The 23969-nt window shown below is 56.0% G+C and carries 19 protein-coding genes; 7 read left to right on the forward strand and 12 right to left on the reverse strand.

Annotated features, from left to right (window positions below; genetic code table 11):
- Positions 1 to 99 precede the first annotated feature (99 nt).
- The 3 genes from gudD to KW839_RS00280 form a co-directional block, all read right to left on the reverse strand.
- Complete coding sequence (gene gudD / locus KW839_RS00270; RefSeq protein ID WP_218423005.1) at positions 100 to 1452, reverse strand: glucarate dehydratase; 1353 nt, start codon at positions 1450 to 1452, stop codon at positions 100 to 102.
- A gap of 41 nt (positions 1453 to 1493) precedes the next feature.
- The gene (locus KW839_RS00275) at positions 1494 to 2861 is read right to left on the reverse strand and encodes an MFS transporter (RefSeq protein WP_060542086.1); all 1368 of its coding nucleotides are present in this window, start codon (positions 2859 to 2861) and stop codon (positions 1494 to 1496) included.
- Positions 2862 to 2941: 80 nt separating this feature from the next.
- Complete coding sequence (locus KW839_RS00280) at positions 2942 to 3097, reverse strand: hypothetical protein (RefSeq protein WP_177336974.1); 156 nt, start codon at positions 3095 to 3097, stop codon at positions 2942 to 2944.
- A gap of 373 nt (positions 3098 to 3470) precedes the next feature.
- Between KW839_RS00280 and KW839_RS00285 the strand changes: the two genes are divergently transcribed.
- The gene (locus KW839_RS00285; protein ID WP_060542087.1) at positions 3471 to 4181 is read left to right on the forward strand and encodes a FadR/GntR family transcriptional regulator; all 711 of its coding nucleotides are present in this window, start codon (positions 3471 to 3473) and stop codon (positions 4179 to 4181) included.
- Positions 4182 to 4237: 56 nt separating this feature from the next.
- On the opposite strand, the gene KW839_RS00290 is transcribed toward KW839_RS00285, so the two are convergent.
- Positions 4238 to 7696: a glycosyltransferase gene (locus KW839_RS00290; protein ID WP_218423006.1), complete on the reverse strand. Its 3459-nt coding sequence runs from the start codon at positions 7694 to 7696 to the stop codon at positions 4238 to 4240.
- A 424-nt stretch (positions 7697 to 8120) separates the two neighbouring features.
- Here KW839_RS00290 and KW839_RS00295 point away from each other — a divergent pair, with 424 nt between their 5' ends.
- Together KW839_RS00295 and KW839_RS00300 are read left to right on the forward strand one after the other, a co-directional pair.
- Positions 8121 to 8438: a hypothetical protein gene (locus KW839_RS00295; RefSeq protein ID WP_256352436.1), complete on the forward strand. Its 318-nt coding sequence runs from the start codon at positions 8121 to 8123 to the stop codon at positions 8436 to 8438.
- A 12-nt stretch (positions 8439 to 8450) separates the two neighbouring features.
- A complete protein-coding gene (locus KW839_RS00300) occupies positions 8451 to 8687 on the forward strand; it encodes a hypothetical protein (protein WP_218423007.1) in 237 nt (78 codons plus the stop codon).
- Positions 8688 to 8862: 175 nt separating this feature from the next.
- Here KW839_RS00300 and KW839_RS00305 read toward each other — a convergent pair whose 3' ends face one another.
- The 5 genes from KW839_RS00305 to KW839_RS00325 all read right to left on the reverse strand — a co-directional run bounded on the left by KW839_RS00305 (position 8863) and on the right by KW839_RS00325 (position 14600).
- Positions 8863 to 10098, reverse strand: a complete 1236-nt coding sequence (locus KW839_RS00305) for an aspartate aminotransferase family protein (RefSeq protein WP_371318028.1) — start codon at positions 10096 to 10098, stop codon at positions 8863 to 8865.
- 114 nt (positions 10099 to 10212) lie between these two features.
- Positions 10213 to 11037: an ABC transporter permease gene (locus KW839_RS00310; protein WP_218423009.1), complete on the reverse strand. Its 825-nt coding sequence runs from the start codon at positions 11035 to 11037 to the stop codon at positions 10213 to 10215.
- Between the two features lie 5 nt (positions 11038 to 11042).
- Positions 11043 to 12290, reverse strand: a complete 1248-nt coding sequence (locus KW839_RS00315) for an ABC transporter permease (protein ID WP_218423010.1) — start codon at positions 12288 to 12290, stop codon at positions 11043 to 11045.
- A gap of 10 nt (positions 12291 to 12300) precedes the next feature.
- A complete protein-coding gene (locus KW839_RS00320; RefSeq protein ID WP_218423011.1) occupies positions 12301 to 13380 on the reverse strand; it encodes an ABC transporter ATP-binding protein in 1080 nt (359 codons plus the stop codon).
- Between the two features lie 167 nt (positions 13381 to 13547).
- The gene (locus KW839_RS00325) at positions 13548 to 14600 is read right to left on the reverse strand and encodes an ABC transporter substrate-binding protein (protein WP_218423012.1); all 1053 of its coding nucleotides are present in this window, start codon (positions 14598 to 14600) and stop codon (positions 13548 to 13550) included.
- A gap of 377 nt (positions 14601 to 14977) precedes the next feature.
- On the opposite strand from KW839_RS00325, the gene KW839_RS00330 reads away from it, so the two are divergent.
- The 4 genes from KW839_RS00330 to KW839_RS00345 all read left to right on the forward strand — a co-directional run bounded on the left by KW839_RS00330 (position 14978) and on the right by KW839_RS00345 (position 20288).
- On the forward strand, positions 14978 to 15613 hold the full coding sequence (locus KW839_RS00330) for a cupin domain-containing protein (protein WP_218423013.1): 636 nt from the start codon (positions 14978 to 14980) through the stop codon (positions 15611 to 15613).
- Positions 15614 to 16431: 818 nt separating this feature from the next.
- Positions 16432 to 17865, forward strand: coding sequence for an aldehyde dehydrogenase family protein (locus tag KW839_RS00335; RefSeq protein ID WP_218423014.1), 1434 nt, complete (start codon positions 16432 to 16434; stop codon positions 17863 to 17865).
- Between the two features lie 4 nt (positions 17866 to 17869).
- Positions 17870 to 18694 (forward strand): shikimate dehydrogenase, encoded by an 825-nt coding sequence (locus KW839_RS00340; protein WP_218423015.1) that lies wholly within the window; start codon positions 17870 to 17872, stop codon positions 18692 to 18694.
- On the forward strand, positions 18675 to 20288 hold the full coding sequence (locus KW839_RS00345) for a GMC family oxidoreductase (protein WP_256352437.1): 1614 nt from the start codon (positions 18675 to 18677) through the stop codon (positions 20286 to 20288). Before KW839_RS00340 ends, KW839_RS00345 begins: the two co-directional genes overlap by 20 nt.
- A 145-nt stretch (positions 20289 to 20433) precedes the next feature.
- On the opposite strand, the gene KW839_RS00350 is transcribed toward KW839_RS00345, so the two are convergent.
- The 3 genes from KW839_RS00350 to KW839_RS00360 all read right to left on the reverse strand — a co-directional run bounded on the left by KW839_RS00350 (position 20434) and on the right by KW839_RS00360 (position 23743).
- Complete coding sequence (locus KW839_RS00350) at positions 20434 to 21336, reverse strand: LysR family transcriptional regulator (protein WP_218423016.1); 903 nt, start codon at positions 21334 to 21336, stop codon at positions 20434 to 20436.
- A 96-nt stretch (positions 21337 to 21432) separates the two neighbouring features.
- Complete coding sequence (locus tag KW839_RS00355; RefSeq protein ID WP_371318039.1) at positions 21433 to 21642, reverse strand: hypothetical protein; 210 nt, start codon at positions 21640 to 21642, stop codon at positions 21433 to 21435.
- Between the two features lie 241 nt (positions 21643 to 21883).
- On the reverse strand, positions 21884 to 23743 hold the full coding sequence (locus tag KW839_RS00360; protein WP_218423018.1) for an ABC transporter ATP-binding protein: 1860 nt from the start codon (positions 23741 to 23743) through the stop codon (positions 21884 to 21886).
- Positions 23744 to 23969 lie beyond the last annotated feature (226 nt).

Genomic DNA, 23969 nt, shown 5'->3' on the forward strand with positions numbered 1-23969 from the left:
GAATCTCCACGATGCCAGGGGAGGGGCACTTTGCGTGCCCCCCGTTGCGCCAGGTTGAAGCTCTAAAGTACTTGGGTCACCCAATTATTGATCTGTGAATCAGCGTACCAGGCAAGGCTGCTTGTTGTTAAAGCTCCAGCCAGGAATCAGGAACTGCATCGCGACGCTGTCATCCCGCGCGCCGAGTCCCATGCCTTTATACACTTCGTGGGCCTTGGCCACGGCGTCCATGTCGATGTCTACCCCGAGGCCATGCCTGGTCGGAACCTTGACGTAGCCACCTTCGATTTTCAGCGGCTCCCTGGTCAGGCGCTGGCCGTCCTGCCAGATCCAGTGTGTGTCGATCGCGGTGATTTCTCCCGGTGCGGCGGCGGCTACTTGAGTAAACATGGCCAGGGAGATATCGAAGTGATTGTTGGAATGCGAGCCCCAGGTCAGACCCCACTCGTGACACATCTGGGCGACCCGGACCGAGCCCTGCATCGTCCAGAAGTGCGGGTCGGCGAGCGGTATGTCGACCGATTGCAATTGAATGGCGTGGCCCATTTCGCGCCAGTCGGTCGCGATCATGTTGGTGGCGGTCTTCAAGCCCGTGGCACGGCGGAATTCGGCCATGACTTCGCGACCTGAATAACCGTTTTCGGCACCGCATGGGTCTTCGGCGTAGGCGAGGACAGGGTGCTGGTCCCGGCACAGACGGATGGCTTCCTTGAGCGACCAGGCACCATTGGGGTCCAGGGTGATTCGGGCGTCAGGAAAACGTTCGGCCAGGGCGGTGACCGCCTCGATCTCTTCATCGCCACGCAGCACCCCGCCCTTGAGCTTGAAGTCGTTGAAGCCGTACCTGGCCTTTGCGGCTTCAGCCAGGCGCACGACCGCGTCCGCGGTCATGGCTTTTTCATGCCGTATCCGCAACCACTCGTCTTCAGCGTCGGGCTCGTTGCGATAGGCCAGATCCGTGACATTGCGGTCGCCAATGTAGAACAGGTAACCGAGCATTTTCACCGCGTCGCGCTGCTGCCCTTCGCCGAGCAATGCAGCTACGGGAACTTCGAGGAATTGACCCAGCAGGTCGAGTAGCGCGGCTTCCATCGCGGTCACCGCATGAATGGTGATGCGCAGGTCGAAGGTTTGCAGGCCGCGACCTGCCGCGTCACGGGACGCAAAGGTAGTGCGCATCTGATTGAGGATGCGTTGGTACTGGCCGATGGGCTGGCCGATCACAAGGGCGCGTGCGTCTTCGAGCGTTTCGCGGATGCGTTCGCCACCTGGTACTTCGCCCACCCCGGTGTTACCGCAACTATCCTTGAGAATGACAATGTTGCGGGTGAAGAACGGCCCGTGGGCACCGCTAAGGTTCAGCAACATGCTGTCGTGACCCGCTACGGGTACGACCTGGAAACTGGTGACGACAGGCGACTTGGTGATGTTGGCAGTATGTTCAGCGTTCATGGCAAGTTCCTAAAAATAAGGTTATTCAGCGATCAATGGGCTCAGAGAGATTTGCTGACTGCCGCAACCGTTGGCGCGGCGTTCGGCGGTGTCAGCAGGGACGATGCTTTGGGCGAGGTCTTGGCGAAGAACACCAGTATCGCGGCAAGCACCGAGGTGCCGGCCAGGCCATAGAGGCCGCCTTGAATCGACCCGGTTGTCTGCTCAAGGAAACCGAAGGTCGTCGGTGCCACGAAACCACCCAGGTTGCCGATCGAGTTGATCAGCGCGATGACGGCGGCGGCGATACGCGCATCCAGGTAGCCTTGGGGAATTGGCCAGAACAGCGAAGACGCCGACTTGAAGCCGATGGCCGCGAAACAGATAGCGACGAACGCGAAGATCGGTCCACCGGTGGTGGACAGGAACATCCCGGCTGCTGCAATCAACAGGGCCGTTGCGACCCAGGCCTGCTGAAACTTGAACTTGCTCGACAGCGAGGCAAAGGTGTACATGGCGATGATCGAGATCAGCCAGGGAATCGAGTTGAAAAACCCTACCTGTACGTCACTCAGGTCACCCATCTTCTTGATGATGCTGGGCAGCCAGAAGGTCGCGGCGTAAATCGTCAGCTGAATGCAGAAGTACAAGGCGCAAAACAGCAGGATCTGGCGGTCTTTGAGGAGCTTGCCAATGGTCGGTTTGACGCGGGTCAATGCCTCACGCTCGCGTTGTTCCTGATCGATGGCACCGACCAGCGCATCTTGTTCTTCACGGGTCATCCACTTGGCGTCGTGAGGTTTGGAATCAAGCCAGAACCAGACGAAAAAGCCCAGAAATACCGAGGCCAGGCCTTCGATGGCGAACATCCATTGCCAGCCGTGAAAACCGAAACCTTCGATCTGCAGCAGGGCACCCGACAGCGGGCCGGAAATCAGCGAGGCTACGGCTGAGCCACTGAGGAAAATGGCAATGGCTTTACCGCGTTCGACGCCCGGCAACCAGCGGGTGAAGTAGTAGATCACGCCAGGGAAGAAACCTGCTTCGGCAATGCCCAGCAGAAAACGCAGGATGTAGAAATGGGTTTCATTCTGGATGAACGCCATCATTGTGGCGACGATGCCCCAGGTGAACATGATGCGGGTCAGCCAGATCCGCGCACCGACTTTTTGCAGCAGCATGTTGGAAGGCACTTCGAACAGCGCGTAGCCGATGAAGAACAGGCCTGCACCCAGGCCGTAGGCGGCAGCGCCGATCCCGAGGTCATGTTCCATGTGCGTGCGCACGAAACCGATATTGACCCGGTCGATATAGTTGAGGATGAACATGATCACGAAAAGCGGGAGCACATGTCTCTTCACTTTGCTCACGGCGCGCGCGAGAACCGAATCACCTTCTGGAACGACAGATGCGTTGCTTGAATTGTTCACAATTCAAATCTCCCACTGATTATTTTTATGCGGGTTTGAGCGTGACGCCGGCGGCTTGGCCGTCGGTAGCAGGGGTCGAATTACAGGGCGCCGAGCGTCTTGATCAGGGCATCCAGCTCTTGCGTCCCATTGGGCAGCAGACAGGTCTGTGCACGGAAATCGCCGGCTGCGTTGAAATCGGTCAACGGCAAAGGCAGAAGGTCTTCTGAGGAGGATTTGAGCTTTTGAGGATTCATGTGATTCGCCTGCATCGCTGGTTTTTGTTGATGTGTCTAGGATGTCTTGCGTTGATAGACATCATACAAGTTATTTTTCGGTTCGCAATGCTGGCGGCTGAGTTTTGTTTGCCTGGCGAATGCCTGAGAGCCGCTGATTCGACAGTACAATCCAGCATTCATTGAGATAAATAGGTGATTGTTGCGCGGCTGGCACGGCTTGTGACGTCAGTCAGCTGGCGGCGGCGGTGCTTATTTAAAAGATGAATGAGCTATGTTGTCATACAAGTAGGGGCGACTCTTGATCCGCCCCACCGAAGTACGCCGTCATTTCACCGAAGACTCCTTGGCCGGTGTTAAGCTCTTTACAGCGAAATTCTCTGGACGCAAATCTATGCAAATTGAAAGCGGGATCCCGGTCCGTAGACGATCCACTAACCTGGCCCAGGGTGTGGTTGAAGCACTGACCCAGCGCATTTTGCTCGGGCAATTGAAGCCAGGCGAAAAGCTGCCCTCGGAATCGACCATCGTTCTGGAACACGGCGTAAGCCGCACCGTTGTCCGCGAGGCGATCTCCAAACTGCAAGCTTCGGGTCTGGTAGAAACACGACACGGCATCGGGACGTTTGTGTTGGCGCAACAATCTCAGCCAGGGCTACGCCTGCATGTGGATACGGTGGCCAGTGTCAGGAGCATGCTTGAACTGAGATTGGGCCTGGAGGTGCAGGCTGTTGCATTGGCAGCTGTTCGCAGAACTGACGATCAGCTTGCTCGCATGCGCCAGGCCTTGAGTGATTACCAGGCTTCGTTGGCCAACAACGACAGTTGCGTCGAGGAAGACAAGCGCTTCCATCAGATCATTGCCGAGGCCACCGGCAATACTTTTTTCACAGAAATCATGCAGCACTTGGGCAATGCCATGATTCCTCGCACCCAAGTGAAGGTCGACGAACGTGGAGGCGCCGACTTTTCGCAGTTGGGCCAGTTGGCGAATATGGAGCATGAAGCGATTTTCAACGCGATCAAGCGGCAAGATCCCGATGCGGCCCGGGCTGCGATGGTGCTGCACTTGACCAATAGCCGGGATCGGTTCTCGGGAAGTTGAATCACCTTTTGCTGTTGCAGCGAAACAAGGCCAGCGCGCAAACGCTGGCCTCTGATTCAATCCGCCAACCAGGCCTTTCGCCACGCCAACAGGTGTTCGTCCCTGAGCATCCAGGTATCGAGTACCACGTCGCGCAAGGCATCACCGGCCTTCGCGCTGGCGTCGGGCTCGGCGAGATGTTCGCGAATGGCGCCAATCCAGTCTTTGGCCTTGTTCCTGACCCGGGTCACCGGGAAGTCACCGCGATAGCAGAGGATGTCGGAACAGATTACCGGGAAGCCACAGGCGCCGTATTCCAATAGCCGCAGATTGCTTTTGCAGGCGTTGAACATATTGTCCTTGAGCGGTGCCAAAGCCAGGTCCAGATTCAAGCTGGCCAGGCGTTCCGGGTATTTCTCGATATTCACGCCTCTATGGAACTCGTGGACATAGGGACGCAGTGCCGGTGGGCACATGCCAAGAAACACCCATTCCACTTCCCCGGCCAGTTCCCGAACCACTTCGGCGATGACTTGCAAGTCTTCGCCGTGGCCCGAACCGCCCGCCCAGCCGACCCTGGGCTTGCGTCCTTGTTGGCGAAGGCTGTTCAGACCGCTCCACCACTGGCTTGGCAGGCGGTTCTCTACTACGCGAATGTCGGTGTTGAAACCTTTCAGTGCATTGGCCAGTGGCTGCGTCGACACCACCAGCCGGTCGCACAGACCCACGGCTTTTTTCAGGCGCTGGGCAATGTCTTTGGGCGGCAGTTCGCGGCTTGCGCCGGGGGGCATGTCGAGAATGTAGTCATCGAGCTCGTAGATCTTGAAGGCTTTGGAAAACGCCTTGGTGTTCTGCATCGATTCCAGCTGGGGCGTGGTGTATTGCCGCTGGAAAATGATCGTGTCCGGCTCCAGTCGCTGCAACTCTACGGGCGTAAGCGCCCAGTAGCTCACCGTACCCTCGACCAGATGCGCGTCTTTCATGGCCGCGAAGGGCTGGCGTACCCGGTAGTGTCCGCAGCCGGAAAAATCACCGGGGTAGCACAGTGCGTAAGGTAGCGCGCGACTGGCGAGAGGCTGCCAGTCGGCTTCGCTGCGGCAATTGGAGGCGAAGCCACTGCCTTCCAGGGTCAGGTTGCGGTTATAGGCTGGGTCGTTGGCCAGTAGCGGCAGCCAACGCTGGTACATCGTCGACTGTTCGCGCTTGAAGCGTTCGCGTTTGTCTTGCAGTCTGGTCGTGTCGACCGTGTGCTGGCTCACACTGTTTTCATGCATCAGCACCGCATAGGGCGTCCAGACAATCAGGCGCCCGGCCTGGCCGACTTTCAGGCACAGATCCACGTCGTTAAAGGAAACCGTCAGGTCGGCCTCGTCCAGACCGCCCACCTGGTGGTACAGCTCAGTGTGGATCATCAGGCAGGCGGCGGTGACCGCGCTGTAGTTCTGGTCAACCTGCAAACGGTGAAGGTAGCCGTTGGACTGCATGGGATCGCGGATGAATGGGTGGTCTGCGACGCCGCACAAGCCCAGTACCACGCCTGCATGCTGAATAGTGCCGTCGGGGAACAACAGTTTGGCGCCGACTACGCCGACTTCCGGCCGCTGGGCGTGATGGAGCAGGGCGTCAAGCCAGTCCCCGTCAATGACTGCCGTGTCATTGTTGAGCAGCACCAGGTATTCGCCACGGGCGTGGCCGGCGGCAAAGTTGTTGATCGCCGCATAGTTGAACGGGTGAGGGTAACGCAGGATGCGCACCTTGGCGTCGTCCAGGCTTTCCATGCCCCCGAACCAATCCCGGGCTTCGGCGGTTTCACTGTTGTTATCGACAATGATCAGTTCGTAATTCGTGTAGCGGGTTTTCTCCATGATGCTTTCGATGCAGCGCAGCAGCATCGGCAGGCAGTCCTTGGTGGGAATGATGATGGACACCAAAGGCTGCCCGGCGTGTTGGTACACCACGCGGTTGGCCATCGGCAAAGGCCCGGCGCGCAGTTCATGAGCCACGCCCAGGCGTTGCAAGTGCGCCTGGACGATAGCCGCGGAGTGCGCGGTGACTTGGGGTTCACCGAGCCATTGGGCGAAGTTGATTGCCTGGTGCACCAGCACATCACTGATGTGCCCGACGGTGCCCAGCCCATGATTTTCAAGCAGCCTGTAGAGCAGGTCATGGGGCGCCAATTCGGCGAAAGCGGGATCGAAGCCATCGGCAGCCAGCGCGGCCTCGCGACTGAAGGCCAGGGCTCGGCCGACATACGGATAACTGCGCAACAGATCCAGGTTCAGGTCCGGCTTGAAGACCGGGTCCTGGCAGCCGGTTGCAGTCAGCGAGTCTTCGTCGCTGTAGCAGGCGCTGATGCCGGGATTCAGGGCAATGCCTTCGGCCAGCAGGAGCAGGGCGTGGGGGTCAAGTTGGTCGCCGCCGCGCAGCAGGTACCACCAGTTGACCTCAATGCCCTGCAGCAGCTCATTGAGCTGGCTCGGCCAGGATTCAGCCAGCGGAAGCCAGACCAGATTGTCGGCCGGCGTGACCCCTACCGGTTCTGCATTGGACAGCACGACGATAGCCGCCGCCCCATAGAGCTGGCGGTCGATGCTTTCCAGGCTGGAGCGCAACAACGCAATGTCTCCGGTGGTATCGGTCAATACCAGCAACACGTCCGGCTGCCGCGGCCAGCTCGCCAGCCGCGCCGGCAGATTGTCCAACTCGGCGGCAGACAGTTGGCGGGTGTCCAGCCAGCTGCGATACAGGTCGACATTGCGCTGCTGTTGGCCGGCATCCGCCAGAACGCCGAAAAAACGTTCCACAGCGTGAGCCAGGGTGCCTTCGAGCTGGCCGCATTCAGGCTCGAAATCCTTGCCCGTCAGCTGCATCCGTTGCAGGGGGGCCAAGGCTTCGGTGCGCACAAAGAACATGCTGCCGACAAAAAAATGCGAACTGTCGATACCTCGTGGGTCAAAACTGGCACGCTCGGACAGGCTGACCAGGTGTGCGCGGGTGTTTTCAGCAAGGTTTCTGCTGACCGGCAGCCAGTACTTCTCGGTGCCCAGCAGTGGATGACGCGCCGGATCGGCCAGGTGTTCTATCGATTGGCGAAAGCGCACGGGGTTCAGCAGGTCATCGAATACGTCATCGGTGAGGGCGTTCGTGCCCCCCAAGCGCAGGGTATGCAGCTTGACCAGCGTGCGAATGTTATCGGCACGTAAAAATGGCAGCATCTGCAGGAATGGCAAGACATCCCTGCCGTGGTTCTGCACCCGATACAGCGAATAACTCAGCCCGCTGGCCGCCAGTTGGGCGCGCACCGCAGCCTCACAGCTGGCCACGCAAGTCACGTAGAGGTGCAGGCGTTCATACAGGGCGATCAAGCGGACCAGAATGTCGCGCAGTACATCGGGATCATAGGCATGGATGACCACGCCGACTGGCGGCTCGCCGTCTTCCAGAAGAGGCTGCTGCGCGACCAGCACTTCGCACTCATCGACGGGCTGGATTGCACAAGCCCGATGAGCACCATTGGCGCAGGGGGTATCTGTCATGTTCACACCGAATTAAATAGGAGGCGAAGTGTGCTCGAACTGGCAGCAGGCACCTGCCAGGCGCCGTCTCGACGTAGAGGAAATTTTCAGCCGGCACGTTGCGACTCACGAAGGGGTGCGCGGTATTACTCCCGGCATACAACCGTCAATGAAATGTTGTTCGTTGCGAGTAAAAGGGGGGCGATGCAGGAAGTGTTCCAGTTCCCGGCATCGACGCCAGTGCGAGCGTCTATTCCGGCGATCTGCGATGCCACCTGGCAAACCTTGCCGCCAGGCGATCTTCCGCAATTGGGCCAGCGCCGAAGGGCGAATTTTTCGACCCGGTCCACTGGGTGGCCCTCGAAAAAATACCCCCTGTCGGCCTCCATGAACCCGCAACCAGATCTTTTGCTCCATTCATTAACATCACCAGGACGGGTCTGCCATGAGCACTTTCAGAGAACTGCTTACCCCGGAATATGAGCGCAGACTTTGCGCCCTGGATTGCTGGTATCGAACCCTCGAGAACCGCTCGCTGCGCATGGATTGTCCCGATGCCTACCACGAGGAGTTGATTCGTCAGGCCGACGAAATGGATCGCCAGGGCATGGTCAGTTGGGAGCAATGGCGAGACCTTCGGGTGATGGCGGATCAATCTTATCTACGTGCCATCGAGGGGGGCGATTACAAGACTGTTGCTCCAGGCAGCAGGACATATGAAATAGCTGATACAGCGGCTGGTAACACGACAAGCAGGCCATAGAAGGAATCCGATATGTGTAAATTCGTTCTGCAATACCTGTTCAACGGTGAGCTTCGTACACACCTTTTCGAACTCAAGCAGACTCGATTGCCTCTACACGAAGCGGCAATGCACTTGCTTGAGCTGCATTATGGCGATGGAGAAAACAGCCTGATGATGCCCAATGCCGACGCGACGCCCAGTGAGGTTTTAGAGCAGGCTGAGCGAGTAGGGGTGACGCAGATCAAGGTTGTCGATCAATCCAGTTAATGCGGGTTGGTCCTGCTGTCGACTCTGCAATACATCGATTTTGTGTAATGGCCGTGATGAGCGTGCCAGTGAGCTCGGGCTGGTTCATCAGTTCTACGGGACTTCAAAACTTTTCAAAACCCGCGAAGGTCTGCTTTCAGGTAACAAAAGGAGGCCCGAAGGCCTCCTTTCTCGATCAGGCATTTGCGAACTCAGAGCTTAACTGGGCAGCGGCCTTCTTGAAGGCAACCTTCATTTCTTCGATCACGCTGCTGTTGTGCTCAAATGAGATGTAAATACGGCCATACGGAGACGGCATGATCAACACTCCTGCTTCACGCAGCGCAAGGTGCAATGCCTTGCTGAAGCCAGGGTTCGCTATTTCGACTGCCTGCTCGTACGTGACCGGGGTTGTGGCCCCCAGCCAAATGCTAAAAACACTGCCGTAGCCGCTGGTTGAAATGATTACGCCATGGGACTCGAAAATGGCCTCAACCGCAACGCGCAGATCGTTGCCGCGCTGGATAAGCTGCTCGTAGTCGCTGTTATCCAGTTGAGTCAGGGTGCTTGTCACGGCTGCGCATGCCAGTGGATTGCCACTGAAGGTGCCCCCGCGAAGAACACGTCCTTCTTCAAAACCCGCCAGGATGTGAGGTTTGCCAACGATCGCGGAAACTGGCACACCGTTACCAATCGCTTTGCCGACGCTCGCGATATCAGGGCTCAAACCTTCATGCAGCCCTGCCAGACCAGCATACAGCCGGAAACCCATCAGCACCTCGTCACAAATCACGAGTGCACCGTGTTTATGAGCAACGGCCTGCACATGTTTGAGGTAACCAGGCAATGGCATGATGCAGCCAGCGTTGGCCAGCATGGGCTCAAGGATGACCGCCGCGATGTCATTGTCTTCTTCGAACAGGCGCTCTATGTCTGCGAAATCGTTGTAGCGGATCAGCGTGGTACGTTCGGTGGACGGACGCTTGCCATCGAGGAAGGTCGCTTCATTGGAGGTGACGTTGCCGTAGCTGACATCATCGAACCAGCCATCGAAACCGGCAGCCATCTTGGCAATTTTTCCACGGCCGGTGTACGCCCGGGCTGCACGGCAGGCGAGGTGCACTGCTTCGCTGCCGGAGTTGGTGAAAATCACCTTCGAGAGCTCGCCGGTATGTTTTGCCAGTTCGGTTGCGGCGCCATGCTCACGGACATGAGCCCAGGATGGCGCGGCACTGTCGCCTAGCGCTTCAGTAACGGCGGCATTTACCGAGTCGTTGGAGTGACCCAGTAATACCGCACCAAAGCCCAGCGCGGTATCGATGTATTTGCGACCTTTGTCATCCCAAAGGTATGCGCCTTTGCCTTTGCTAATGAACAGTTTTTCCCCATTCAGGTCAGGCAGGATACGGGCTGCACTGGAAACATCACCCACTAAATTAGGCATAAAAACCTCTGAATTTTGACAGTAGTTAGCCGTCCCGGGTATTGGGCCCGAGAGGGGTTTTACGTAGCTTTTAACGAGCCTTGTTAGGCTGTGCGTGCCTGCTTATTCTTGTTTTATCTTCATTTTCTCGTTGCGACGGCGGAGTAACTCCAGCGTCAGCAACATCAATACGGAAAGGATGACCATGATGGTGGCGACAGCCGCGATGTTTGGACTGATGTTCTCCCTGATACCCGAGAACATCTTAAGCGGAAGCGTTCTTTGCGACGGGCTGGCCAGGAAGAGGGTGACCACCACTTCATCGAAAGACGTGGCAAACGCGAACAGTCCTCCCGAGATCACCCCTGGGGCAATCAAAGGCAATACGATTTTAAAGAAGACGGTGAGCGGCGGGGCGCCCAGACTGGCAGCGGCTCTGCTCAGATTGGTGTTGAAGCCCTGCAAGGTCGCGTTGACCGTGATAACTACGAAAGGGACCCCCAGCATCGCGTGCGCCAGTACCAATCCAATGTAGCTATTGAGCAACTGCAGTTTGGCGAAGAAGAAGTACAGACCTACTGCGACGATGATCAGAGGCACGATCATTGGCGAGATGAGGAAGGCCATCACCACGTTTTTGAACGGGAAGTTGCCCCGGCACAAGCCAACGGATGCCATCGTCCCGAACACCATCGCCAGCAAGGTGGCGCCTGGGGCGATGATGAAGCTGTTCTTGAATGCTTGGCGCCATTCTTGAGACGACATCAGCTCTTCATACCAACGGAAAGAGAAACCATCCATTGGGTATGTGAGAAAAGACGACGAATTGAACGATAAAGGAATGATCACCAGTATCGGAACAATCAAAAACAGCAGTACAAGGATGGAGGTGGAAGCCAATCCAAACCTGGCCAGTTTCTCTGCAGAGGAAGCGTAAGGCTGCAACATGTCGTTTACCTCGCCTGGGTTTGGTTGGTGAGCTTTCCGTACACTACATAGAGCAGCAAGGTTGCGATCAGCAGCAAGCTACCTAGCGCCGACGCCATGCCCCAGTTGACGGTTTTGTTGGTGTAGAACGCTACGAAGTAACTGACCATTTGATCCGCTGCACCACCCACCAGCGCGGGCGTCACGTAGTAACCAATCGCCAGAATGAAGGTGAGCAAACCGCCAGCTGCCAGCCCCGCGAAGGTCTGGGGGACATACACTCGCCAGAAAGCAACGAAAGGATGGGCCCCAAGAGAAATGGCGGCTCGAACATAGTTCGAAGGAATGCTTTTCATCACGCTATAGAGCGGCAAAATCATGAAAGGCAGAAGGACATGCGTCATCGCGATGATGACTCCAGTCCTGTTGAAAACAAGCTGGACAGGTGCGTCCACAATCCCCAGGAACATGAGCGAGCGGTTAATCAGCCCATCTGATTGCAACAGTACGATCCACGCCGCTGTGCGAACAATCAGCGATGTCCAGAAGGGCAGCAAAACGCAGATCATCAACAGATTGCTTTTGCCTTCAGGCAACGTGGCCAACCAGTATGCAACTGGAAAACCCAGTAACAGGCAGAGGATGGTTACCACGCCGCCGATATAGAAGGTGCGGGTGAAAATATCCACGTATATCGATTGGTTCGGCTCTGCTTTGACAATGCTGCCGGTGGCGGAATCAACTCGATGATCGAGGGCCGCAAGCAAGAAGTAAGGTGTGAGCTTCGAAGAAGCCTGCTTCAGGGCCTTCCAATAATTCAAATCTGCCCAGGCACTGTCCACGGCAATCAGCGCCTCGCGCTTAGACGTGACGGTGCCGTCCGGGAGCTTGCGTATCGTTTTGGTGATAACGGTTCGGTAAGCAGGGATTTCGTAACTCAAGCGTTTGGAAAGCGCTCCGATCTGTCCGCTCTCTTTGGCGCTGGCCAAGTCTTTTACCAAAGCATCGTAAGTCTCATCACCCGGCAGCGAGATGCCGTCCCAGGATTCGAGCGCCAGCGTGGTTGCAGGCATGGCGCTGTGCACATCGGGGTTGTCCACGCTGCGAGTAAGCATGGTGCCAATTGGGAAGGCGAAGCATACGAGTACGAAAAGAAATAGCGGCGCGATAAGCGCTAGCGATTTGAGTTTGTATGAGCGTTCGGACTTTCTGAGCTTGGCTCTAAGATCTAACGCTTGCGCCTTATTTGAAAGAATTGCTGCTGACTGACTCATGATCGGCGGCTCAGTGTGTGGACACGTCCAGGGCACGAATGTGCTCTGGCGCCCAGGAAACGGAAATCGAGCTACCTACAGTCCAGCTGCTATCCATTTGAGAGGCAGGAAGCTTGATCATGAAATTCGCTTGCCCGGCAACTTCAGTAATCATTCGAACGTGGTCGCCCAGGTAGATGTATTCCTGAATGCGAGCGGTCAAAGGCGTACTGCCAGCCGGCCCAACCACAACGCGCTCTGGTCGAATGCAAAGCGCAACCTGATCCCCAGGTTTTGCCCCAACAACAGAAATGGCCCGGATCAAGCTGCCGTCAGCCAGGCGCGCGATGGTGTGACTTTCGTCTCTGGATACAAACGTTGCGATCAGGGTGTTGTTTTCACCAATGAACTGAGCCACGAAACTTTTGGTCGGTGCTTCATAAATGGCTGCAGGGCTGTCGATCTGTTGAATCACGCCGTCATTGAAGACAGCGACACGGTCGGACATGGTCAGTGCTTCGCTTTGGTCGTGTGTCACGTAAACAACGGTCAGACCAAGTTGCTTGTGGAGGTGTTTTATTTCCAGTTGCATGTGTTCGCGCAACTGTTTGTCCAGGGCACCCAGCGGTTCGTCCATCAATACAAGTTTGGGTTCGAACACCAGGGCGCGGGCCAGCGCGACCCGCTGCTGTTGACCACCCGACATTTGAGCGGGGTAGCGTTTTGCCAAATCTGTGAGCTTCACCATGTCCAGTGCACGGCGAACTTTTTCCCGTCTGTCGACGCTATTCATTTTGCGCACGGAGAGCGGGAAGGCCAGGTTTTGCTCGATCGTCATGTGAGGGAACAATGCGTAATTCTGGAACACCATGCCGATATCACGCTTGTGCGGTGGCAGGTTGTGCAGCGGCTTGTCTTTCAGAAAAATCTCGCCGTGGGTAGGTGTCTCAAAGCCGGCCAGCATCATAAGACTCGTTGTTTTACCCGATCCCGATGGGCCGAGCAGCGTCACGAATTCACCTTCTTTGATGTCAAGGTTCAGATCCTTAACGACGGGGCGAAAACCATCGTAGGTTTTCTGGATGTTTTTGAAGCTGACCAAGTGATTCATGTGGCAACCCTCATTCGGGAGTAGGCAGAAATAATCTTCGCTACTCGTCCGCCTATTCATTCAAAAAAGGACAAGCAATCTTTATTTGTTCAAGTCGTAGGTGTGTCGCCGTTAGTTGACCTGCCACCTGGCAACAGGTGGCAGGAGCAACTTGGGCGGTTCTGTTACTACTGGGCGATCCAGGCGTTGAAGCGTTCAGTCAATGGTTCTGTGTTTTCGACCCAGAACTCGACATCCAGAGGCACCGATTGAGCAAGGTTTTCCGGGGTTGTTGGCAGGTCAGATTTCAATTCTGCCGGTACAAGTTCGTTGGCGTTTTTGTTGGTCAGGCCGTAAGCAATGAACTTGGGCAGCTTTGCCTGGTTTTCAGGTTTGCTGGCATAGCCAATGAAATCCATGGCGGCAGCTTTGTTCTCGCTGCCTTTGAGAACAGTCCAGGAGTCGATGGCCGAAACGCTGCCATTCCAAAGGAACTTGAAGTGCTTGCCTTCGTTACGGTTGAAGCCGGTGATGCGGCCGTTGTAGGCAGAGCTCATGACAACGTCACCCGCAGAAAGCATTTGCAGGGGCTGCGCGCCGGCTTCCCACCAGACAATGCTCGACTTGATCTCGTTGAGTTTGTTGAAGGCTCGGTCGATACCTTCTGGAGTACGCAGCACGTTGTAGACTTCGGCGGGTTTTACACCGTCTGCAATCAATGCAAATTCAAGTGAGTATTTTGGGCCCTTACGCAGACCACGTTTGCCTGGGAATTTCTTGGTGTCGAAGAAGTCGGCCCAGGAAGTTGGAGTGGCCTTCAATTTGTCGCCGTCCCAAGCCAAACCGGTGTTCCACACGATCGCGCCCACGCCGCAATCGTTCACGGCTTCGGGGATGAAATCGGATTTGTTACCGACCTTTGCCCAATCAATTTTTTCATAGAGACCGGAGTCGCATCCCAAAGCCAGATCTTCGGCTTCGACTTCAACGACGTCCCAGTTAGGTGTTCCTGCTTTTACTTTTGCGTCCAGCACACCGACGCCACCGTCCCAGCTTTGGTCGAGAACGTTCTTGCCGATCTGTTTTCCGAATGGCGCGAAAAATATCTCACGTTGTGCATCCTGAAAATTTCCTCCCCAGGAAACAATCGTGAGGTCACGGGCGTTTGCAGCTTGTGATGAAGCTGCAATCCCAACGAGGGCAAATCCAAGTGCTGCTACAGCGTGGCATGGCTTGTGCATTTTGAAACCTCGACGCGGTATGTTGTGTGGTGTTGGTAAAAATTTTTACCACCCAAAAATAACCTAGGCAAGTTTTATTTTTAAAACGTCGAAGAAAACCCAATCGCCCGGATAAACGGCAAGCGATTGTTTTTTAACGCCTAAAATCTATGGTTTTGGGCGTAAAGTGGCTAAATACCGGGGTTTTTTGTTAGCCGGCCAAGAATGTCCGCCTTGGGCGAGGGACCTTGAAATCGTGTTACTTTGCTTCCCTCAGGGTGCTTTGCAGGGTGCGAAACAACCCAAATTGGTGTGTATGATTCGTGTTGGCTGCAAAGAGAGTGGGCAGCGAATTGAAGTTTGGCCCCCTCGGGTGCCGTTTATCTGAGGATTTAACCGTGATAGAACCATCGGCGATTAGTCGAAGCCCCCATGCTCCAGAAGATCCGTCTGAAGAGCCCTCGCAAATCCAGGAGTCTGCGTCGGTGGGTGCGAGACTCAAAGCACTGCGACAAAGTCGCGGGCTTTCGATTCGAGGGTTGGCTGAGCAGGCCGGCGTTCCTCATGCCACGCTTTCGATCATCGAACGAGACAAATCAAGCCCGTCCGTAAGTATTCTGAAGCGCTTGCTGCGCCCTCTGAATGTCACCCTCAGTGTGTTTTTTTCAGATTCGGCAGTTGTAGATCGAGCAGTGTTCTATAAGGCCGATGAGTTGGTGGAGCTTGCTGATGGCAAGAAACTCTCCTATCGACAGGTGGGCGCGAACCTGGCTAACAGCTCCATGATGATCCTCCACGAGCGGTACGAGCCGGGAGCTGACACCGGGCAAGAGGGTGAGGAACTTTATTCCCACGAAGCCGAGGAGGGCGGAATCATCATCGAGGGCAAGCTCGAAATGACCGTAGGGGATGAGGTACGGATCCTTTCGGTGGGTGATGCCTACTACTTCGACAGCAGACTTCCGCATCGCATGCGCAATCCTTTTGACGAGGTTTGTATCGTGGTGAGCGCGGTTTCTCCCCCAACGTTCTAAGCGATTTACTTCCCTGAGTTATCGGATCTTCGTTTGCACGCACGCCAACTGGCTGAGCGTGCAGACACCAGGCTTGATCCCTCAAGCTCCGCTCGGAGCTTTCTGTTCGATAAACGTTTTCCCGGATGCCTGGTTCACGTTGAAGACAATCTTCGTTCCTGGCCCTTACGGCACTTCGCATTCTGCAGGGCGATCAGGTCGCCCCGATTTATATTCGGTGTGACTACTCCTCACCGATGGCCGGACGACGGAGTTTTAACAGGCTATTCAAGGCGACTCATATTGATCATGACTGTGAGACGCTTATCAGGCAAAGGCACTTTGAAACGTCGCAAGTTAAATCTTTTTCTCATTGCTGGTTTATCAATGATCGCGCGTGCCGGGAGTTTCTCGCTTAAATTTTAGTCAGTGTTGTGACCCTCCAAGTAGTTACATCGACTCCTCCGTTCTTCTTGGCACGAGGTGTCCCTCGTTGCATGGCAGAGATGGCTGAACCCTTTCGTTCTTGTTCTTCATACTGGGTGTGAACTGCAGGCACAGCTAGGCCGTAGACAGTAATGGGCCAGGGGGTTTAAGGTTTATTCAGTGCTTGAGATTCTTGCAACACCGCCATTACGGCAACCTGGGCAGAATGTGAAAACTCACTGGCTTGAATGTAATTCATTGGCATCATTTTATTAGAGTTAAAACGTAGTTTGGGTTTATTGCGAGGCGTGGCTGGCTCAGCTTGTTACGTGCCTGTTGATAAACCTGCGCTGGCGAAAAGTCATATCTGCCTTTCAGTCCACTTACATAAATATTAATGCCTGGGAGAATGCATGAATAAGAATTTTATTGCCGGAGAGTGGCTCGAAGGCGCCGATATCAACCTCAATATCAACCCTTCCGATACCAATGATGTAGTCGGTGAGTACGCGCGCGCTGATGCTTCGCAAGCTTCGATGGCAGTTGATGCGGCATTTGAAGCGGCTCCGAACTGGGGGCGATCTACCGCCGAGGTGCGAAGTGACGCGCTCGACCGTATTGGCACCGAGATTTTGGCGCGTCGTGAAGAGTTGGGTCGGTTGCTGGCGCGCGAGGAAGGGAAAACCCTGCCTGAGGGTATTGGTGAAGTGGTTCGCGCCGGCAGGGTTTTCAAGTTTTTTGCGGGCGAAGCATTACGCCTTTCGGGCGAACGCCTGGCATCCATTCGCCCTGGCGTCGAGGCAGATGTGCGGCGTGAGCCAGAGGGCGTGGTCGGCATCATCACTCCCTGGAACTTCCCTATCGCCATTCCCGCCTGGAAAATCGCCCCTGCTCTGGCGTTCGGTAACGCAGTCGTTTTCAAACCCGCTGATCTGGTGCCTGGCAGTGCGTGGGCACTGGCAGAAATTATTGTTCGGGCAGGTGCGCTTCCCTCTGGCGTGTTCAATCTGGTCATGGGGCCTGGCTCAAAAGTGGGTGATGTTTTTGCCATGTCTAAAAAAGTACGGGCATTAACCTTCACCGGTTCCACTGGCACAGGCCGCAGTATTGGTATGACCTGCATGGAGCGCGGTGCCAAAGTGCAGCTGGAAATGGGCGGAAAAAACCCGCTCATTATTCTGGATGACGCGGATCTCAATCAGGCGGTGGAGGTCGCTGTCTCAGGATCATTCTTCTCTACAGGCCAACGCTGCACTGCCTCCAGCCGATTGATTGTACAGGACGGTATACACGATCGATTTGTTGAGGCGGTGATCAAGCGTCTCTCTTCGCTCAAGGTTGATCACGCATTGTCTGAAGGCTGTGACATGGGCCCTGTCGTGTCACAGGCGCAACTCAAGCAAGACTGCGACTACATCAAGAGCGCCCGGGAAGAGGGTGGGATGCTCGCTTGCGGCGGCGAGCTTCTGACAAGGGGCACACCAGGTTTCTACCTTTCTCCGGCGCTGATCACTGAAACCACTAACCAGATGCGTATCAACCAGGAGGAAGTTTTCGGCCCGGTAGCGAGTGTCATCCGCGTTAAGGATTACGAGGAGGCAGTCATGCTGGCTAACGATACCGAATTCGGTTTGTCATCCGGAATCTGCACCACTTCTCTCAAGCACAGTTCTGACTTTAAGCAACGATCTACCGCTGGCATGGTGATGGTCAACGTCCCGACGGCAGGAGTGGATTACCACGCACCTTTCGGTGGTCGCAAAAACTCAAGCTACGGGCCTCGCGAGCAAGGCGGGTACGCAAAGGAGTTTTATACCTCCGTCAAAACCACCTACACATTGGCCTGAACTCATGGAAACTCAAAACAAGATTAGTGGTACCACACGGGTATACGCGATTATCGCTGACCCCATCCATCATGTGCAGACACCAACTGCGATGAACCGCCTGTTCACTGAGCGCGGTGATGATCGGGTAATGGTGCCGTTTCATGTCAGCACAGAAGATCTCCACGGCGTTGTTGCCGGACTGCGAGGAATACAAAGCCTGGATGGCTTCATCGTTACGGTGCCGCACAAATCTGCAATCGTTGAGCTATGCGATTCTGTGTCAGATGCTGCGCGACTCGTAGGCGCGGTCAACGTGGTGAGGCGCAACGAAGATGGCAGCCTGCATGGCGATATCCTCGACGGTGCGGGTTTCGTGGCAGGTCTACGCCAACGGGACGTAGATCCGAGCGACATGTCGGTCTACGTAGCAGGTGCCGGGGGCGCAGCAAAGGCCATCGCGTTCGCTCTCGCCGCTGCTGGCGTCAGAAAAATCACCATCTTCAATCGCACCACATGCAAGGCAGAGGAGCTTATCCAAAGACTCGCCACTGTCTTCCCCGCGGTGGAATTGTGCGTGGGCTCAGATGATCCATCTGGCCATGATCTGGTAGTAAACAGCACATCCCTTGGGCTCTCTGTGGATGACATTCTGCCCTTGAATGTGGCGTTGCTCACCTCATCGCAAATTGTCGCAGAAATCATTATGAAACCCGCGATCACTCCCCTGTTGGCAGCCGCAACTGAAAAGGGTTGTCGAGTGCTTGATGGAATGCCAATGCTGCTTTGTCAGATTGAGTTAATGGCTGCGGCGATGGCGACTAATAAGAATGAGCAAAATCATGAGTAAATTTGATTACGTCATTGTGGGTGGCGGCACGGCTGGCTGTATCCTCGCCAATAGGCTCACAGCTTCGGGAAAATACAAAGTATTAGTACTGGAAGCGGGGGGAGAACCGAACGGTTTTTGGATTCCTGTTCCTGCTGGCTTCTCCAAGCTGCTAGTGGACAAACGTTACAATTGGCGATTCAAGACCCAGGCCGAAGCGAACACGCGCGGAAGGGAAATTTCCGTACCCCGCGGTAAGGGTCTCGGCGGATCTACCCTCATTAACGGAATGATCTATGTGCGTGGGCAGCCAGGGGATTACGACGCCTGGGAGTCAACAGGGGCGAAGCAGTGGAATTTCGCTACCCTCAAGCCCTATTTCAAAAAAATCGAGACTTACGCGCAAGGCGATGGCTCGCGTGGGCATGAAGGCCCGATGCATATTCAGCAAGTCACAGAGCGCTATCCCGTGTCGGACGCCTTCCTGAAGGCAAGCATTGAAGATGGACACCGGCACAATAAAGATTACAACGGTGACGATCAGACGGGATTTGGCTACTACCAGGTTGCCCAGCACAAAGGGCGGCGCTGGAGCGTCGTGGACGGCTATCTCAAGCCGGCAAGAGCGCGCGCCAACCTGCATATCGAGACCCATGCACATGTGTTGCGCCTCGAACTTGAAGGCTCACGATGCACTGGTATCACCTACCGTCAAGGCGGTCGCGAGGTCACAGTCAGTGCCCGGCAGGATGTCATTCTGTGCGCCGGAGCCATTCAATCGCCGCAAATCCTGGAGCTGTCGGGAATCGGTCGACCTGACGTGCTCGGCAAAGCTGGTATCCCACTCAAGCACCGTCTTGATGGTGTAGGGGAAAATTACATCGATCACTTTGCCACCCGTATGAACTGGCGGCTCAAGAACACCGTGACTCTCAACGAGTTGGCACGCGGATGGAGACTTGGCCTTGCCGTGGCTGAGTACTTCACCAAGCGCACGGGGATACTGACACTGGGTACCGGCCTGGTTCATGGTTTTGTGAAGACCGAGCCTGAAATGCCTACGCCGGATGTGCAATATTTCGTCGTACATGCGAGCTATGCCAATGCCGCTGAGCGAATTCTGGACAAACATCCGGGCTTCACGATTGGCGTCAGTCAGCTACGGCCCAAGTCTCAGGGCAGCATTCACATCCAATCAAAGGATCCGGATGTCATGCCGGCGATTCGTCCGAATTTTCTGACCGAGGATGAAGACTGCAGGAGCCTGATCGAGGGCATGAAAATCGCGCGAAGAATTATGGAACAGCCGGCGATGAGAGCATTCGTCGATGCAGAAACCAGTCCGGGCTCCGAAACCAGGAGTGACGAAGATTGGCTTGAATTTGCACGAGACAATGGCCAGACGATTTATCACCCCATCGGTACCTGCAGGATGGGTGAGGGCGAGGGAGCCGTGGTCGACTCGCAGTTGCGGGTCCATGGCCTAAGCGGTCTTCGTGTCGTCGACGCCTCGGTCATTCCATCAATGATTTCCGGCAACATCCAGGGAGCGGTAATGGCTGTTGCCGAGCGAGGGGCTGACTTGATACTCGGCGCCGCGCCAGTTCATTACTGAGAGCGGGCTGGCGAGCGTCGTTAGATTATTAGCGGTGACGATGAAGAAGTCGTTCAGCAGAGTGTCTCATGTCTGGAGGCGGTTTTACCGCCTCGTTTCTCGCGAGGCTGCAGGGTAGATGGGGTGCGCTGTTTCTGGGCGATGGTTAACTGGCCCAAGGTTGCTCAGCGATTTTGTTCTCGAGGAAATCTCTAAAAACCCTGATTCTTGGACTCAGGTGCTTACGATCCGAGTACACCATGTAGATGGGCTCTTTCTCATCCAGGGCGTACTCCTCAAGCAACGGGATCAGGCGGCCATTCCTGATATCCGCCCCGATATGGAATTGTGCGAGTTTGACGATACCGGCCCCCGACAGTGCCATCTGACGCAGCAGGTCACCCTGGGCAAATGACGCTTTGGCGCTGACAGGGATCAAGGTCTTGAGGCTGTCGATTTCGAACTCCCAGTTATTCCAAGCGCTTTTAAAACTGAAGTTAAAACAGTCATGGTTCACAAGGTCTAGTGGGTGACTGGGCCTACCGCAACGCTCGATATATTCCGGCGAGGCGCAGATGACCCAGGCGCTTTCACCCACCTTTCTGGCAATCCGTGATGAGTCGGGTAAGACACCGCTGTGGATGGCTATATCAAGACCCTGTTCAAATTGGTCGATGTATTGGGGGCCCACTTGAATGTCGACGCTAAGAGCCGGGTATGTGGCAAGGAACTCTGATAACCAGGGTAAAATTTGATGCTTGGCAAAGGTTGTCATCGTATGGATGCGCAGCGTTCCGCTAACACGTGTCGGGAACGCTTCAGCCAGGGAGTCTGCCTCTGCCATCGCGTTGACCACTTCCCGCGCGCTGACCAGGTAAGCAGCACCTTCTTCAGTGAGTGTGAGATTGCGGGTGCCTCGCTGGAACAGGCGAGTCTGCAGCCGATCCTCAAGGCGACTGATGAGCTTGCTGATGGCCGAGGGTGTCAGTCCGTTTGAGCGTGCTGCCGCAGAAAAATTCCCGTGCTCGGTGGCCCAGATGAAGGCCAACATCTGCGAGTAATTGTCCATTGATCTACCTTGTCGGCGTGCTTTTCAAAAAGCAGCGTGTCACTTTTCCGGGGCCGAAACAACAAGCGCGCGTGACAGTGAGCTCGGCCTGGCTCATCAGTTCTGCTGGTCTTCAGAATTCTTTTTAAACCCGCGAAGGTTCAAGAGGAACAGGCAAACTTGCAAGACGATCAGCGCCCAGGCTTGCGCGTACAGCCCCCATATCACCCACAGCACATTGCTTAAACTGAAACATACGAACCCGATCATTCGCCGTTTCGGCTGCTGAGAGCCAATCAGCCACGCAGCAAGCACGGTGACGAACATCGCCGGCCACTGAACCCAATCAAGATAAGCCAAACCCTTCACCTTTCGGGATTACATTCCTGGTTAAGGCCGCCGCAGTCAGACGAGCTGTCGCTTGGCCTTCAACTGTTGGTGATCTATCTCGGACATTTTCGTCCGGATCGCTCCAGATAGTGATTCCTGTCGTTGTAAAAAATTCAGTTACGAGGGCTAGCAACTGTGCCAACCGGCCACTTGAAGATCAGCGCCGGCCGGTTACCGCTCAAACCTGATCCGTTGCCTCGGCCACCCCCTGATCCTCACCCAGGAACCCGCCACTCTGATGGTGCCAAAGCCGCGCATAGATGCCGTTCCTGGCGAGCAATTCGGTGTGCGTGCCCTGTTCAACGATGCGTCCATCGTCCATCACAATAAGTCGATCCATCGCCGCGATCGTGGACAGCCGATGGGCGATGGCGATGACGGTTTTGCCCTCCATCATTTCATCGAGGCTTTCCTGAATGGCCACTTCGACTTCCGAATCCAGCGCGCTGGTAGCCTCGTCGAGCAGCAGGATGGGGGCGTTCTTGAGCATCACACGGGCAATCGCGACGCGCTGGCGCTGGCCGCCCGAAAGCTTGATGCCGCGTTCGCCCACCAGAGTGTCGTAGCCGGTGTTGCCCTGCCGATCGCTCAGTTGGCTGATGAACTCATCGGCCTGGGCATTGGCCGCGGCACGGCGAATTTGCGCGGCGCTTGCATCGGGTCGGCCGTAGGCGATGTTGTCGCCAATGGAACGGTGCAGCAGGGACGTATCCTGGGTGACCATGCCGATGGCGCTGCGCAGGCTGTCTTGCGTCACGTGCGCGATGTCTTGCCCGTCAATGCGAATCTGCCCGCTGTCGACGTCATAGAAGCGCAGCAACAAGTTGATGAGTGTGGATTTTCCCGCGCCGGAGCGGCCCACCAGGCCGATTTTTTCGCCGGGACGAATGTTCAGGCTCAGGCCATCGAGCACCTGGCGTTCGCCATTGTAGTTGAAGCTCACGTTGTCGAAGGTTACCGCGCCGCCGGTGGTCGTCAGAACGCCCGCATCCGGCGCATCCTGCACCTTGGGGCCGCGGGTGAGGGTGGCCATGCCATCCTGCAGGGTGCCGATGCCCTCGAACAGCGAGGTCATTTGCCACATGATCCAGTGCGACATGCCGTTGATACGCAACGCCATGGCGGTAATCGCCGCCACGGCACCGGTACCGACTTCGCCCAGGTGCCACAGCCAAAGCGCATAACCGCCTGCCGCCATGATCAACGCCACCACCAGCGCCTGGTTGACGATCTCGAATTGGCTGACCAGGCGCATCTGGCGAAAGCCGGTCCGCTTGAAATCCTCCATGGCCGCACGGGCGAAGTGCGCTTCACGATTGGAGTGGGAGAACAGTTTCACCGTCGTGATGTTGGTGTAGGCGTCGGAAATACGTCCGGTCATCGAGGAGCGCGCATGGGCCTGTTCCTGCCCGACCTTGCCCAAGCGTGGCACGAAGTAGAGCATGGCCAGCCCGAACAACACGATCCAGGCAACAAAGGGCAGCATCAATTTCAATGAAAAAGCACCGGCCAATGCAATGATCGCGATGAAATACACGCCGATCCCGAGTGCGATCTCGATAAGGGTGAACAGCACGTCGCGCACGGCCAGCGCCGTCTGCATCACCTTGGTGGTGACCCGACCGGAGAACTCATCGGAAAAGAACGAAAGGCTCTGCCGCAGCATCAGGCGGTGAAAGTCCCAACGCAGGCGCAACGGCAAATTGATCGCCAATATCTGGTGCTGCACCATGGTACGCAACGCCACCAGCGCGATGCTGGTAAACATGACGATGCCCATGCCCCACAACACGCGACTTTCCTGCATGGCCGCATCACCACCGGCCTGCCAGGTGGAGAGCAGATCCACGACCTGACCGAGAAAAGAAAACAGCCAGGCTTCGTAGATCGAGACCCCGGCACTGAGTAGCGCAAACGCAAGAATGTAGCCCCGGGCACCTCGTGTGCACGCCCAAAGGAATCGAGCCAGGCCTGCGGGTGGCGGTGGAACCTCGTCGGGCGGGAAGGGGTCGAGCCTTTGTTCAAATGCGCCAAGCATGGTGGTCTCCGAAACGGTCAAGATAGGGGGATTCTGCCATTTAAAGGGAGCTTTGAGGGTTATGTGGTGTTGTGGGCTTGGCTTCATCCCGGCCACAGCGGCCGTAACCCCGGATTTTCAGACCCATCGCCAGAAACAAGGTTAGAGTGTTCGGCAATGTCTGTTCAGAAGAGCCTCCCACTCGATTCGCCTAGCCGCACCCAGCGGCTCCAGCGAACGAACAGGG

The sequence above is a fragment of the Pseudomonas sp. PDM31 genome (assembly GCF_019218965.1).
Classification (GTDB): Bacteria; Pseudomonadota; Gammaproteobacteria; order Pseudomonadales; family Pseudomonadaceae; genus Aquipseudomonas.

What these genes read in the sequence shown, in the direction of transcription:
- KW839_RS00310 (WP_218423009.1), bottom strand. Translation starts at nt 11,037, where the DNA reads ATGTTGCAGCCTTACGCTTCCTCTGCAGAGAAACTGGCCAGGTTTGGA.
- KW839_RS00325 (WP_218423012.1), bottom strand. Translation starts at nt 14,600, where the DNA reads ATGCACAAGCCATGCCACGCTGTAGCAGCACTTGGATTTGCCCTCGTT.
- KW839_RS00315 (WP_218423010.1), bottom strand. Translation starts at nt 12,290, where the DNA reads ATGAGTCAGTCAGCAGCAATTCTTTCAAATAAGGCGCAAGCGTTAGAT.
- gudD (WP_218423005.1), bottom strand. Translation starts at nt 1,452, where the DNA reads ATGAACGCTGAACATACTGCCAACATCACCAAGTCGCCTGTCGTCACC.
- KW839_RS00280 (WP_177336974.1), bottom strand. Translation starts at nt 3,097, where the DNA reads ATGAATCCTCAAAAGCTCAAATCCTCCTCAGAAGACCTTCTGCCTTTG.
- KW839_RS00340 (WP_218423015.1), top strand. Translation starts at nt 17,870, where the DNA reads ATGGAAACTCAAAACAAGATTAGTGGTACCACACGGGTATACGCGATT.
- KW839_RS00285 (WP_060542087.1), top strand. Translation starts at nt 3,471, where the DNA reads ATGCAAATTGAAAGCGGGATCCCGGTCCGTAGACGATCCACTAACCTG.
- KW839_RS00350 (WP_218423016.1), bottom strand. Translation starts at nt 21,336, where the DNA reads ATGGACAATTACTCGCAGATGTTGGCCTTCATCTGGGCCACCGAGCAC.
- KW839_RS00290 (WP_218423006.1), bottom strand. Translation starts at nt 7,696, where the DNA reads ATGACAGATACCCCCTGCGCCAATGGTGCTCATCGGGCTTGTGCAATC.
- KW839_RS00345 (WP_256352437.1), top strand. Translation starts at nt 18,675, where the DNA reads ATGAGCAAAATCATGAGTAAATTTGATTACGTCATTGTGGGTGGCGGC.
- KW839_RS00320 (WP_218423011.1), bottom strand. Translation starts at nt 13,380, where the DNA reads ATGAATCACTTGGTCAGCTTCAAAAACATCCAGAAAACCTACGATGGT.
- KW839_RS00335 (WP_218423014.1), top strand. Translation starts at nt 16,432, where the DNA reads ATGAATAAGAATTTTATTGCCGGAGAGTGGCTCGAAGGCGCCGATATC.
- KW839_RS00300 (WP_218423007.1), top strand. Translation starts at nt 8,451, where the DNA reads ATGTGTAAATTCGTTCTGCAATACCTGTTCAACGGTGAGCTTCGTACA.
- KW839_RS00360 (WP_218423018.1), bottom strand. Translation starts at nt 23,743, where the DNA reads ATGCTTGGCGCATTTGAACAAAGGCTCGACCCCTTCCCGCCCGACGAG.
- KW839_RS00355 (WP_371318039.1), bottom strand. Translation starts at nt 21,642, where the DNA reads ATGTTCGTCACCGTGCTTGCTGCGTGGCTGATTGGCTCTCAGCAGCCG.
- KW839_RS00295 (WP_256352436.1), top strand. Translation starts at nt 8,121, where the DNA reads ATGAGCACTTTCAGAGAACTGCTTACCCCGGAATATGAGCGCAGACTT.